The sequence below is a fragment of the Bradyrhizobium sp. CSA112 genome (assembly GCF_029051645.1).
In the GTDB taxonomy this organism is placed as follows: Bacteria; Pseudomonadota; Alphaproteobacteria; order Rhizobiales; family Xanthobacteraceae; genus Bradyrhizobium.
Genome location: NZ_JAACFS010000053.1, coordinates 1 through 13839, shown reverse-complemented (window position 1 = coordinate 13839; position 13839 = coordinate 1). Strand labels below are relative to the sequence as shown.

7 protein-coding genes and 4 pseudogenes are annotated in these 13839 nt (G+C 59.8%); 10 read left to right on the top strand and 1 reads right to left on the bottom strand.

The features are described from left to right. The first annotated feature begins 288 nt into the window (after nt 1–288). The 6 genes and pseudogenes from GWE18_RS39295 to GWE18_RS39270 all read left to right on the top strand — a co-directional run bounded on the left by GWE18_RS39295 (nt 289) and on the right by GWE18_RS39270 (nt 8633). Complete coding sequence (locus GWE18_RS39295; protein WP_275190906.1) at nt 289–1101, top strand: enoyl-CoA hydratase/isomerase family protein; 813 nt, start codon at nt 289–291, stop codon at nt 1099–1101. 578 nt (nt 1102–1679) lie between these two features. Beyond that, entirely contained in the window at nt 1680–2786 is a 1107-nt protein-coding gene (locus GWE18_RS39290) for an ABC transporter substrate-binding protein (protein WP_275190905.1), read from the top strand. Nucleotides 2787–2974: 188 nt separating this feature from the next. After that, the gene (locus tag GWE18_RS39285) at nt 2975–3997 is read left to right on the top strand and encodes an ABC transporter ATP-binding protein (protein ID WP_275190915.1); all 1023 of its coding nucleotides are present in this window, start codon (nt 2975–2977) and stop codon (nt 3995–3997) included. A 20-nt stretch (nt 3998–4017) separates the two neighbouring features. Then, nucleotides 4018–5796: an ABC transporter permease subunit gene (locus GWE18_RS39280; protein WP_275190904.1), complete on the top strand. Its 1779-nt coding sequence runs from the start codon at nt 4018–4020 to the stop codon at nt 5794–5796. Nucleotides 5797–7307: 1511 nt separating this feature from the next. Then, nucleotides 7308–8391, top strand: a pseudogene (locus GWE18_RS39275) (ISAs1 family transposase). Next, entirely contained in the window at nt 8346–8633 is a 288-nt protein-coding gene (locus GWE18_RS39270; RefSeq protein WP_275190903.1) for a group II intron maturase-specific domain-containing protein, read from the top strand. The pseudogene GWE18_RS39275 and the gene GWE18_RS39270 overlap by 46 nt, the downstream one beginning before the upstream one ends. Before the next feature lie 190 nt (nt 8634–8823). Here GWE18_RS39270 and GWE18_RS39265 read toward each other — a convergent pair. Continuing rightward, a pseudogene (locus GWE18_RS39265) lies at nt 8824–9012 on the bottom strand (IS3 family transposase); the annotation flags it as partial. A gap of 1089 nt (nt 9013–10101) precedes the next feature. Between GWE18_RS39265 and GWE18_RS39260 the strand changes: the two are divergent. From GWE18_RS39260 to GWE18_RS39245, 4 genes and pseudogenes are all read left to right on the top strand, one after another. Further along, on the top strand, nt 10102–11025 hold the full coding sequence (locus GWE18_RS39260; protein ID WP_275190902.1) for a TauD/TfdA family dioxygenase: 924 nt from the start codon (nt 10102–10104) through the stop codon (nt 11023–11025). Between the two features lie 110 nt (nt 11026–11135). Beyond that, a pseudogene (locus tag GWE18_RS39255) lies at nt 11136–12219 on the top strand (IS110 family transposase); the annotation flags it as partial. Between the two features lie 392 nt (nt 12220–12611). Further along, nucleotides 12612–12877 (top strand): annotated as a pseudogene (locus tag GWE18_RS39250) (transposase); the annotation flags it as partial. Nucleotides 12878–13400: 523 nt separating this feature from the next. Beyond that, nucleotides 13401–13839, top strand: a 439-nt coding sequence (locus GWE18_RS39245; RefSeq protein ID WP_275190901.1) for a transposase, incomplete at its 3' end; no start/stop codon positions are given.

The following is a 13839-nucleotide window of genomic DNA, read 5'->3' as shown; positions in this document are numbered from 1 at the left end:
CGGCATTCAGAATAAGCCCCATTTCGGGAGCCTCGTTGTCGTGAGCGTAGGCGGGATGCTGGCCGAAAACGCGCCGATGAGATTGCTGCGCGGCGTGCGCGGAAAGGGCCTTTCGACCTTGACGCCCCAGCCGCCGGCATCTCGGCCCTGGCGGGTTTTCGGAGAAGCCACCCAAGAGATCTTCGCCACGACCGAGATCAGTCCCTTGTGGCGCGGACGTGCTCCTGGAGTCCGTCGTGGCGATCAATCAGACGTCAGAGGTTCAATGACGCAAACGAAACAGCCATCATGAACTTTCAGTTTCTGAAATACGAGATCGACGAGCGGGTCGCGACGATCACCTTCAACGACCCGAACCGCCACAACGCGATCAGCTCGGTAATGCAGAAGGAGTTCAGGACCGCGATCGCCAAGGCGGCCGACGACAAGGATATCCGGGTGATCATCGTAACCGGTGCTGGGGGTAAGGCCTTTTCCACCGGCTTTGACCTTGGAGCCCCTGATATCCCCCAAGGGTCGATTGCGGATTGGCGCAATCGGGAGGCCGCAAATCTCGACTTCTGCTACACGGTTTGGGCCTGCTCCAAGCCGGTCATCGCGCAGATCGAGGGGTACTGTCTCGCCGGAGCGTTCGAGTTCGCCCAAATGTGCGACATCCGATACTGTTCTGAGGATTCCAAACTTGGCGCGGTCGAGAGTAGATTCTCGGCCGGCGTGCCGACGCTCGCCCTGCCTTGGATCATCGGCGCGCGCTCCCGCGAACTACTCTATACCGGCGACACGATCGGGGCCAATGAGGCGAAGGAGATGGGGCTCGTGAACCGGGTGTTTCCGAAAGGTCGGCTTCGAGCGGAGACAACGAAGATAGCCAAACGCATGTCGATGGTCGCAATAGAGTGCCTGCAGTGGGACAAAAGGGCGGTCAATCAAACCTACGAGATTATGGGCTTCCGCGCGGCGTTGGCCTACGGGGTCGAGGCCTGTGCGATGATCCAAGGGATCATGCCCCGGGAACAAGAAGAATTCGAGCGAATTCGCCTGGAGAAAGGCGTAAAGGAAGCTTTGAAATGGAGGGATGCCCGGTTCAAGAATTATGAATAACTCGTGGCGACAATGATGTATCAACCCAGAAATCGGCCTGGACGAGTTCTATGTCTACGCGCAGTGGCGCTGAGCGGCTGCAGAGCCCAATCAGGAGAGCCTTTCGGCTGCGACCAAGACCCAAGGCATCAAGCTCGTCGACGTCAACCGCGTCATCGTCGATACAACGGTGTAGCCCAAGAGCGTCATGTTCCCGGCCGATTCCGGGGGGGCCGACAGGGGGCCGTCGATCGTCGAGACGCGAAGAGTATTAAAGGAAGACAAGTACGGAGCTCTATGCCAACGGCACGTCCGTTTCGCTTGCTCCTGTGGTCGAGATTGGCGATGTCATGGATCGCGTTGAGACGCGGCGTTGGACCAATCTGCGCCCGCCCATCTGCCGTCCAATCGCAAACACCTGTATCGGTCTTTGGTAGGCAGCACAGCGCTTGCGGTGTCGACAAGCCTACGTCGCGTCGAGCAGGCGCAGAATTTCGGCTACAGAAAGCCACAAATCGGGAAATTCGACTGCAGGACTCGATAGCATTCACCTGAGAAAGAAGGTTCCTGGACCGGAATCGAAAACCCGAGGAGGGGACGTGAACCACTTCTTGAACCGCAGGCGTTTCATGCAGGCGACGTCATCCGCTATCGCTGCCGGTGCGCTGTCTTCTACTGCCAGCCACGTGTTGGCGCAGTCATCCGGTGAGTTAAGGCTGAATATGAGCGCCGGCAATTTCGGCGAGGCCGTTATGAGCGCGTTTGTGAAGCCTTTCGAGGCCGAGACTGGCATTAAGGTCACGCCCGTCTACCAGGACATCAGAGCGGCGCAAGTTGGGCTCATGGTGAAAACGAACAACGTTACCATCGACACAGTACTACTAGGCCAAGCTAACGCGCTTCTTCTTGCTGAGAACGACCAACTCGAGAAGATCGACTACTCGATTCACGGCCAGCGGGACTTAGACGCAATCGCAGGCTTCTGCAAGCATTCGTTCGGCTTCGGCAGCTATATCTACTCGTCGAACATGGTTTACAACACGAAGAAGTTCCCGGCTAACAAGCCGCGGCCCAGCCATTGGGCCGAATTCTGGGACGTCGAAAACTTTCCTGGCGTTCGCGCGCTCCCGAGCGGCCAATACGGTTACCCTGGGTCCTTTGAGGAAGCTCTCCTAGCCGACGGCGTGGCTGCGAACGCGCTTTATCCGATAGACATTGACCGCGCTTTTGCGAGCCTTGAGAAGATCAAGCCGAACGTTCGCAAGTGGTGGACGAGTGGGGCCGAGATCCTGCAGATAATGCGCGATGGCGTCGCCGACATCGCGTTATCCTATGACGGGCGGGCACTTGCCTTGATTGATCAGGGCGCGCCTATTGAAATCAATCGGAATCAAGCCAGGCTGACCTGTGACTACTACGTCATCCCAAAGGGCAGCCCGAATGCGCACAACGCTCAGAGGTACATTGCGTTCACCGGCCGCGCCGATCGTCAGGCGGCTTTCGCCCAGCTGTTCGCGCAATCTCCAAGCAACCGCAACGCCTTCGAACTAATATCCGAGAAGGTGGCCCGCAAACTCGCCACCTATCCTGACTACATGACGAGCAGCTTTACAGTAGATGGCGAATGGTACGCTAAGACCGGATCGGACGGATTGGCGAATTCTCAGCGACTAATCCAGCGCTGGAACGCGTGGATTGTGCGCTAAATTCGCAGTTGTCCTCTGCGTGAGTTCTCCGAAGGGGTGAGCTCGGCAGCGTGTCCGTCGCAACATCGGCGCGCCCACGGCCGTTGCTAAGGACCTGGTTTTGGAGTAAAATTGTGACTGTATATGCGAGAAGCCCAACCCCGCTTGCAGAGGCTGAAGTATCGGACACGAGCTCCGTTTCTGCGCAAATCGAAATCTGCGACGTCACGAAACTGTATGGGACGGTCGCTGCGGTGAAAGACTTTTCACTGACGGTTCGTCGTGGCGAGTTCCTGACCATTCTCGGTCCAAGTGGTTCGGGCAAGACCACAGCGCTGATGCTGCTCGCCGGGTTCGTCGCACCGAGTAAGGGGGACATCCTTATTTCTGGTAGGTCGGTGGCCGCAGTGCCGTCTTACCGGCGCGACCAGGGCATCGTCTTCCAGAACTATGCGCTTTTTCCGCATCTCACGGTGCGCCGAAACCTAGAATTTCCGCTCGAAATGCGCGGCATGAAAGCCACCGAGAGGGCAAGGCGAGTCGACCGTATGCTCGTGCGCGTGCACCTCAAGGATTTCGGCGACCGCATGCCATCGCAATTGAGCGGCGGGCAGCAGCAGCGCGTGGCGCTTGCCCGCGCACTGATCGGCGATCCGCCGATCCTCCTGCTCGATGAGCCGCTCGGCGCGCTCGATCGCAATCTTCGCGAGCAGATGCAGGGCGAGATCAAGGCCCTGCACAGGGAGTTCCGCAAGACCACCATTTGCGTGACGCATGACCAGGAGGAGGCTCTCACGCTATCGGACCGTATCGTCGTCATGCGTGCTGGACGGATCGAGCAGACCGATACCCCGGAAGCCCTCTACGATCGGCCGACGACGCGGTTTGTGGCGAATTTTTTGGGCGAGGCCAACATTCTCGAAAGTCGCGATTTCAAGATCGAGGCGGATGCAGCGCAGCCGCTGGGCACCGTGGCCATGATCCGGCCGGAGCGTGTCTGCATCACCGCTCCCGCGGCGCCGAAGAGGGCCGATGCGGACCTGCGCCATTCGGTCACGGGCAAAGTGGACGATATGCTCTATGCCGGACCATTGCGGAAATACCAAGTGCGCGTCGGCCGCAGCTTGGTCATCGTGCGCGAGCAGGTCGCCTCGGGCCAGCAGACATTCAGAGCCGGCGAGGAGGTGCGCCTCGAGTGGCTGCGGTCGGATATCCGCTTCGTCACGAGCTAAGGCACTGAGCGGGAAGGCGTATGGAAAAGCTTCAAAAACTCGGGCGAATGCCCGTTGGACTCATCATTCCCGCTATCGCGATTCTGTTCGTCATCTTCGGCGTACCAATCGTTCAACTGTTCCTGATCAGCGTGAACGCCCCGTCCTTTTCGCTCGTCAACTATCAGGCGTTTTTTCGACAGCAGGAGAACGTCTTCGTTCTCTTCCAGACCATCAAGATGAGCGTGGTGGCAACGGCCATCTGCGTCATTATCGGCTATCCCACAGCTTATCTGATTGTGATCGCTTCGAAGCCCGTGCGCACGGGCCTCATCGTGTTCGTTTTCATTCCCTGGTTAACCAGCGGTCTGGTGCGCACCTACGCATGGACCGTGATCCTCGGCGATCACGGCCTGATAAACAATCTGCTGCTCGATCTAAGGCTAATCTCTGATCCGCTGCCGCTCCTCTACAACCGCCTGGCCGTCTATATCGGCATGGTGCACATCATGCTGCCGATCATGATCCTGCCGCTGCTCAGCGTCATGCAGGGCATCGACCAGTCGTTATTGGCGGCAGCCCGCAGCATGGGGGCGCGTCCCTTTGCCGCCTTCTGGCGCGTGTTCCTGCCGCTCAGCCTGCCGGGTGTACGTAGTGGCACGCTGCTTGTCTTTGTGGTCAGCCTCGGGTTCTTTATCACGCCACAAGCCCTCGGCGGATTGCGTGACGCCATGCTGTCGAACTTCATCGCGGTGCAGGTCGCGAGCTCTCTCAATTTGGCGCCGATTGCCGCCGCGGCCTTTATTCTCCTGGCAATTGCCGTTTTCATGCTATCGCTATTCGGAATGGACATTTATGGTACGCAGGACCATAGGGGGCGAACAGTGCGTAAGTCCTGGCGGAGCCAGCTGTCCTCATTGGGCGCGCTGCCACGTTATCTGAATGAGATCGCTATTCCCTATCGGGCGCGGCACTGGGCGGCGCAGCTCTACCAAGCCGGAAGCGGTAGCAGCTGGTCGAAAATCGCTGGCGCGGTGTTTGTCCTGCTCGTTATGATCTATCTGCTGTTTCCGGAACTAATCGTCATCATCATGTCGTTCAGCGCAGGACCATTTCTGGAATTCCCACCCTCAGGGTTTTCGCTGCAGTGGTATCGCTCCCTTTTCGGCGATCCGTCCTGGATTCGCGCGTTCTGGGACAGCTTCCAGATCGGCGTCACGGTCACCATCCTGTCGACTATCGCGGGCACCCTCGCGGCGGCCGGCCTTGCCCGCACCTCTCCGCGACCGCGCACCTTTCTGATGATGGTGATCCTGACACCGATCACGTTTCCGGCCATAGTCGTCGGTGTCGCGGCCTATCTGGGGTTGGTAAACTTGGGGCTGATCGGTACAAAGACCGGTATCGTTCTGGCGCACAGCATCGGGTCTATTGCCTATGTCGTCGTTATCGTCGCGGCGACTTTGGCCAATTTCGACCAGCGGTTGGAGCATGCCGCGAAGAGCATGCGAGCCGGGCCGGTGCGGACCTTCATGAGGGTGACGCTGCCACTAATCCGACCGGGCATCATCGGCGGCGCCGTGTTCGCCTTCATTGCCTCTTTCGACGAGATGGTCGTGACGTCGCTCGTCAGCGGCTTTTCGATCCGCACTCTCCCGCTGAAGATGTTCGAAAATATCAACCAACAGATCGACCCCACGATCGCCGCAGTGGGGTCGCTGCTGACACTTATGCCTGTGCTCTGGTTGGTCGCTCTGTACGTTACATGGTGGCGGTCGAGACTTAGACTGCAAGATGCGCCCGTTAACTCGGTTGCATGAGCGCCCGACAACCAGCCGACATCCGGTTTCGACCGTGGTCGCCCGAGTATCTCAAAGATTGTTGAAGAGCGGGTGTCCGCGTCGTTTTCTCAAACGGCCGCCAGGCTTCGTCGGATCCCAACCAACGAACAACATCTCGGATTAAGAGCAAGACTCAGTGCCTGAGGCTTCACTGCCATTCAATCCTTTAGCCCAACTCTTTGGTCTCGTGCCGGCCATGATCGGCGCGCAAGCGGCCGTCCGGCCATGTAGCTGCATCCAAGGAGCGCGGCGGCTCACCTACGGCGAACTCGATGTGTTGATGGACTGCGTGGCAGCCGACTTACAGGCAATGGCATCAAGCCTGGAAAGGCGATTGCGATGTGTGCCCTGAACTCGATCGAGTACATAGCGGTTCATGGGGCACTTCGCGATGGCGTCGTGGTCGCGCTATTGGTACCTTCCTCACGCGCGATTTCGGCGAATACAGCGTAAACATCGTAGGAACTTGCTTCGAGCTAAGCTATGGTTGTGGGGATGACGTTTGCACACTTCACACTCACTTGGGATTCTCCATCTCGAACGCGGCCTGACCGCCCGGTGCCACTCCGCCAGAGCCCTCGCCTGGCGCGATGTTTGAATCCGGAAACCTTCGAGTTCCCGGTTATCACGGAAACAGTCGCGGGAGCTTGGGTGGAGAACGTCGTTTGCGGCGTGCGGCGCTTGAGCCAGCTTTCATTGCAGCCGCGCGGCGGCTGGTCGAGCGAGGCGCTGTCGCGATAAGCTCGACGTGTGGCCTCTCTATTCGCCATCAGCGAGCGGTGTCAGCGTCGGTGGAAGTGCCCGTGGCGATGTCCAGCTTGCTTCTGTTGCCGCTGTTAATCCGTCAGCTGCGCACAAAGCTAAGATCGCCGTCCTGACATACGACTCGACACATTTTGGCGAAGATCTGTTCGGGCTGGATGATCCCGCTGGCCGGGCGAGGTTCGTGATGGGGGGCATCGAAGGTGGCAAGTTCTGGCATGACGAAAGCGTCCTGCTCCGCCCCTCGATGTTGCCGCAATCGAAACAGATGCCGCAGCCTGCATCACGAGACTCCGAGTGGCGCATCCAGAGATCGCGGCAATCCTGTTCGAATGTGCGGCCTTCCCGACGGTTGCAGCGCCCATCGGTCGAATGGTGAAGCTGCCCATCTATGACATCACCGACCTTTGCCGGATGACCATGGCGTCCAAAGGATGGGTAGCAAGATAGTCGGCAATCGCATGGCGTGGCTGGCAGCAAGGAACTTAGAGGGTCATCTTGCATCGGGCTGCACCATGACACTTTTAGAGCAGCCGACCGCTTCTCTGCCAGAGTGAGCTTTCGTGATGCTCTCGGCGGTCGCGGATCTTAACGCAGCCGGGTGGCGGCGGTCACGTTCGATGGCCGATCGTGGGCGGGGCAGGAGAATCCATATGAGCGTGAGGGTGTTGAAATAGCGGTGCGAATTGGATTGTTCCGGTGGCTCCCGATTCCCGAAGGAGACCAAGATGCGCAATCTCAGGCGCATGTTTCGACCGCTCAAAGATCCGCGTGCCAGCACCGCCCAGCACAGTCTGGTGGACATCCTCGTCATCGCCTTGGCGGCGACGCTGGCCGACGCCAAGACCTGCACCGAGTTCGAGTTCTTCGGCAACGGCCGCGAGGAGCTGTTGCGGCGGTTCCTGGAGCTCAGAGACAGCATTCCCAGCCACGACACGTTCAGCAACGTCTTTCGTGCGCTGGACCCGAAGGGTCTGGAAACGGTCTTGCGCAACTTCAGCAAGAGCTTCGGCGTCAAGGGCGTGGTCAGCATCGACGGCAAGGCCCTCCGCGGGGCCTTCGCACGTGGCCGCAGGCCGCGCCGCTGCATATGGTCAATGTCTGGGCGGCAGCCGCTCGCATGGCGTTGGCTCAGAGGAAGGCCCCCAATCGCAACGAGGTTGCCGGCGCACTCGAAGTGCTTGCCCTGCTCGATCTGGACGGTGCTCTTGTCACCGCCGACGCCTTGCATTGCCGGCCCGACACGGCGCAGGCCATCCGCGACCGGAAGGGCCCACTACGTGTTGGCCATCAAGAGCAATCGCGGTCGGCTCTTCAAGGCCGTCAAGGCGCTGCTCGATGCCGCCCCGACAGCGAGCGCGGGTGAGCCAGCGAAGCACCACCGCTCATGGCCGCGTCGAGCGCCGACAGGCCATTGTCGTGCCGGCGCCACAATTGGCGCAGCAATACGGCTTCCCCGCTATTGCCGCCTTCGGCCGCATCGATAGCCGGCGCGCCAACGCCGGCAAGCCCGCCAAGCACAAGGTCCGATACTTCCTGGCCTCGCGCCAGCTGTCGGCCAAGAGGCTGCTCGCGGTCGTGCTTACCCACTGGGGCATTGAGAACAACCTGGACTGGGTCCTCGATGCGGTGTTCGACGAAGATGCTTGCCGCAGCCGCGAGGATCACGCGCCGGAAAACCTCGCCGTCATCCGCAAGCTCGCCATCAACATCCTGCAGGCAACACCAGGACCTCCGCGCATCAGCCACAAAATGCTCCAAGCAAGATGGAACAACGACTTCCTTCTCTGCACCCTCGCTCATATTCGATAGCCCTACGGGACGGGGAGGGTAGCGTCAGTCTGACTCAATCGAACGGCCGAGACCTTTCGCCGCACCTCATTGGATGGCTCGGGTACTTTGGGTTCTGCCAGACCCCTCGCGTGCTCACAAACCTGGAAGCCTGGATTCGCCGGAGACTGCGAATGTACCTTTGGCGACAATGGCAGAACGGGCACCCTTCAAAGAGATCGCGAAACTCGCCTATCCCTCGCGCCACGAGAAGGTGGGTTTAAAACGACGCCTACACGTGCGGTAGCTCCGCCCCGGACTGACCGAAAGCCGCTCAGCTGCCGCCGTGATAACCTCGAAATTCTTTCTACCGGACATATGTTCGCTCTCATGAACTCCCGGGACAAATCACCAGGAGATTCTCGAATAATCGAACATCATCCGCTACGTGGGGTAGCCTACGTAGCCTACACGCTTACGATAAAGCCGGTAGATCCGGTTGATAGCCGATGGCTCGCCCTCCCGCCGCAGCAGGACGAACAGCCGGCGGTAACCGAAACGCCGCCGCTCGTTGGCGAGATCTCGCAACTGGCCGCGCAGAGCCCTGTCCGGAGCGCGGCAAGGACGGTAGCGGATCATCTTCCGATCCGCGCCCCACAATCGAGCAGGCCCGCCGTTTCGACAGCTCATGATGGTCTGCAGATGCGCGATGACCGGAATACGCGGTGGCAGGTCAGACGTATCGACTTCAACTTATTTCGCCACTCCGAGATGGTGTTGTTCACTTCGCGGGAACACACAGTGCCAATATGTCGGCCACAATTTTCCGAGATATCCGCTCATTTCCGTCCTCGCCATAATGCCCGCCGTCCATGTAAATTGGGCTGGCAAGTCTCTGATGCCGATTGTCGGATCTGCGACATGCTGTCGGGCCAACGACACGTCTGTTTGGGCAAATGTATCAATCTCTCCCGGTGGCGCTCCTTTAAAACTTTAAAAGGAGTTAACGTCCGGCAAAACAACCTTAGTAATGTTTCATAGGAGTATCCTCTCTCAGTTTATCGCATGCCGCTTGCGAATTTGGCCGCCCGAAACATCGCTATCCGCCTCAACGCGCGCTCGCGCACGAGTCGGCCACCTTGATTGACGCCAGTGTTCCGGTTCGGCGCGCATTGCGCGATGCTTAACGGGCGATGTTGAGAACGCAGCAGGCGCAGTTTCTGAGTACGGGAAAGGAGCACGCCTGACCTCAAGTGTTACTCAGTGCCCGTTGAGACACCTAAGTGGAGGGGTATGCGTAAATCACGGCGTTGCGCTCCGACGGAGAGGGGCCCGCACTCTGATTGTGTATCGACCTGTCGTGTACACGAAAATACAACATGCCAGTTTAAAGCGCGAGGCTACGCTGTCCTTGGCAGCTCGAGGCCTTTCCTTTGGGTAAATAAACGGCTGAAGGGCCGGTCTTCGCGATTGGCACGGCCCTTGCTCGGTAACGCTAGGCCTACAATGAGAGCCAACAATGTCACCCACCGTCCACCCGCACGCAGGCGCCTCGCAGTCGACTGGAACGAACGAGACCGCATCCCCTCGCGAGAAGCTCAGCGAAGTAGGAAATGGTACCAATCAGCCGCGGGTGTGTGGTCGATCTCGCGAGGCATCGCACTACATACCTGTCCAATCCAGCTTTCAATCGTTTGTGTCGCTGCTGAATGGCATTGTCTGGTGAAGAACTGCAACGTTGGAGAATGTAGCATGAGTGAAACGGGTTTGATCGATAATGTCATTCCGCGTGCCGACGTCTTCAAGCGCGCGGTGCGCATCGGCGCTGAAATCAGGAATATCAAGCTGTCCGGTGATTTGCCGGACCAGACCATCGCTGCGATCCGCGGACTGCTGCTTGAGCACAAGGTCATCTTCTTCCGCGACCAAGGTCATCTCGACGACGCCGAGCAGGAGCGCTTTGCTCTTCGTTTGGGGAAGCTTGTGCCGCCGCTGGTACGTGCTACCGAGGGAGCGATGTCGCTCCTCGAGATTGATACCACACGCGGAATCCGCGCTGACTATTGGCACATCGATCTCTCCTTCATGGATGCCTACCCCAAGATTACGGTGTTGCGAGGCGTTGTAATCCCACCAGTCGGTGGCGACACGGTGTGGTCAAACACCGCGGCCGCATATCTCGACCTGCCGCCGCCGCTGCAACGGCTTGCCGACGACCTCTGGGCTGTTCACGTCAGCCAGTTCGACTTCGCCGCAATAGTCCGCCCCAGCGAAGCCGATCGAAAACTTTATGACGAGTTAGCTGCCAGAAGGAGGTTAGAAACCGAGCACCCCGTAGTACGTATCCACCCCGAGACCGGCGAGCGCACGCTGGTGCTCGGCTCTTATGTGGAACGTTTTGTTGATATCGCGAAATCTGATGGCCAGAGGTTGTTGGATCTATTCGAATCTCATATCACCGCGCCCGAAAACACCGTGCGCTGGAACTGGAAGCAGGGCGACGTCGCTATCTGGGACAACCGCGCCACGATGCATCGTGCGGTCAGGGATTACGGCGACCAGGATCGAGTCGTTCGTCGCGCGGTCATCGATGGCGAGGTGCCCGTCAGTGTGGACGGTCGGTGCAGTGTGGCGCGGGTCAAGATCACCAAGCCGTCACCCGTGAATGTAGTCTAGACCCTTTGTTCGCGCCCTGAGGTGACGGGCGGCCCGCCCCACGGCAAGCTCCTATCGGGGGTTGCGCCGGGTGGGCCGGCGCCGAGCCTCAAGCATGCGGAGCGGGCCTGATGAACGATAGCATTTTTGTGGGGCTGGATGTCCATAAGGCGACGATTTCGGTTGCGGTTGCCGAAGGGATGCGTGGTGGTGAAGTCCGCCAGCTGGGGATCATCCCCCATCGCACCGATCACATCGCGAAGCCGGCAGAGAAGCTGACCAGGGGCAAGCGACGAGTGAGCTTTTGCTACGAAGCTGGCCCCTGTGGCTATGGCCTGCATCGGCAACTGACGGAATTGGGTTATGACTGCATCGTGGTGGCGCCCTCGATGATCCCGATGAGAAGGCTGGGGATCGGGTCAAGACGGACCGCTGCGACGCGGCAGTGCTGGCCAAATTGCACCGAGCCGACGAGCTCACGGCGGTGTGGGTTCCTCATCTGGCGCATGAGGCCATGCGCGACCTGGTGAGAGCCTGCGCCACGGCAATGCGTGTGCTCGGCAAGGCGCGTCAATATCTGCAGGGATTCCTGCTGCGGCATGGACGGATCTACGCCGGCAAGAAGGGCTGACTTACGGCGCTGGCTGACCACGGTGCGCTTCGATCATCCGGTTAGCCAAATTGTCCTGCAGGATTCCATTCACGCCGTGAGCGACGTCGAAGCCCGGGTGGATCGCTTGACCAAGCAGATCGAAGAGCTGGCGCCGCAATGGGCGATGGCACCGGGGGTCGAGGCTGTGCAGGCCACGCGGGGTGTAGCCTTCATCGTCGCCGCAACGGTGGTTGCCGAGGTCGGCGACTTCGCCCGCTTCGACAATCCGAGCGAGCTGGCGGCCTATCTCGGCCTCGTGTCGTCGGAGCATTCGAGCGGCGCTACGACCCCGCGCGGCGGCATCACCAAGCCTGGCAGCGCTCTGGCCCGGCGAGCGCTGATCGAGAGGCATGGACCTATCGCATGCAAGCCGCGTCGGTCGCGAGCTCCATAACCGTAATGAGCGCCTGCCTCAGTCGATCCGCGATATCGCCTGGAAGGCCCAGGTCAGGCTCTGCGCACGCTATTGCCGCCTGCCGGCCGCCGGCAAACCCAAGGTGATCGTCACCACCGCCATTCCACGCGAGATGGTCGGATTCCTCTGGGCGATCGCTCGTCAAGTACAAGTCGGACTGGCTGCCAAGAAGGCTGCTGCTCGATCATCGGTGCCCAGGGTAGGAGGCGCGGCGCGGTGGGGAATCCTCGCGGCCTGTTATGAGCCGGCTCTGCTGACCCTCGTCTTCTAGGTCGAGGCAGCCCAAGACGAAACGACGGTCATGCGGTAGCCAACCCGCGTATGAGAGCTTGCTCAACCGTCGTCTGCCCCCCGCTTCGGGCGCCGCTGAAACCCAGCGCCTGGGCGCAGCCAGGACAACCATGCTCTTCCGGAGTCTTGACGGCAAACATGAGAGCAGGCCGTTGAAAAAGGCGCTCCCCCCGACCGGGGACCGTGATTCATCGGTTCCGACGAGATTCGGAGATGTGCGTGCGTGGAGGCGACAATTGAACGGGCGAGCTGTTCAGCGACGTTGACCTGGAGGCGCGGGTGCGCCGGATCACTCGCTGCGCGGGACCCGAACGGTGGTGAACGAGGCGCTGTCTGCGCTGGAGCGCGACTTTAGCTTCCTCTATTCCGATCGGGCGACCGTCGATTCCGCTGCGAGCGATGCTCCTGTAGGCATTTTCGATCCGTTCTGAGCGGCTTCTGATGCAGCGGCTGGAATACGACTTGCTGTTTCGTTCGTCGGAATCGGCGTCGATGACGCGGCATGGGACCATTCCGTGCTCTCGAAGAACCGCGACCGGCTGCTCGAAGGCGAAATCGCGGCGAAGTCAGCATCGGCTCCGAACGACACTTGATGGAGCCATTGGACTATAATCTACTGTACAGCTGGTGTGGGTCTTGCAACTAACGGTCCAGTTTAGGCCGGATGACATCGTGCCCGGCTGGAGAAGGCCACGTGCTCGCCAAGTTCATGGCCAAGCTTCTGAACCATCCCAAGGCGAAGCAGCTGCTGTCGGATGAGCATTTTTCGAGTGGACGCGACGCTGATCACGGGCGCCGCGCCTGTGCCCGCGAGAAAGGGCCAGTCGCTCCTCCGCTTCGGCGTGCGCTCCCGTGGCGGCCGTCAGAATGGCTCGAAGCTTACTGAGTCGGCCGTGAAGAATTCCCAAGGCATTGATTTGGAATCAAGAAACGGGCTGCTGGGGTAATCGAATTTGCCGGGAAGTGGGCGTTTGGAGCGGGATTCCTTGCAAACTTGATTTGTGATTCACTCGCCTCGACTGCTTTGGCGAGGGTGAGATGCGACCACGGGAGCGGAGCGAAACGGGAGAGCAGGATCTTTTCCGCTCTCGGCTCGATCAGATCATCGACATGAAACATCCGCTGGTAACGCTGGGGCGGACAGTGGATTGGGGGTTCCTGGAGGAGCGTTTCGGCGAGGTTTACACCGATGATCCTGGCCGGCCGCCGCTGCCGACACGTTTGATGGCGGGGCTGGCGATCCTCAAGCACACCTACGATCTGTCCGACGAGGTGCTGTGCGAGCGATGGGTCGAGAACCCCTATTACCAATACTTCTGCGGCGAAGAGTTTTTCCAGCACCGGCTGGTGTTCGACCGCTCGTCGCTGACGCGCTGGCGCAACCGGATGGGCGAGGAGCGGCTGGCGGCGCTGATCCAGGAGAGCCTGTCGGTTGCCACCCGGACCAAGGCGATCAAGCCGTCCGAACTGTCGCGGG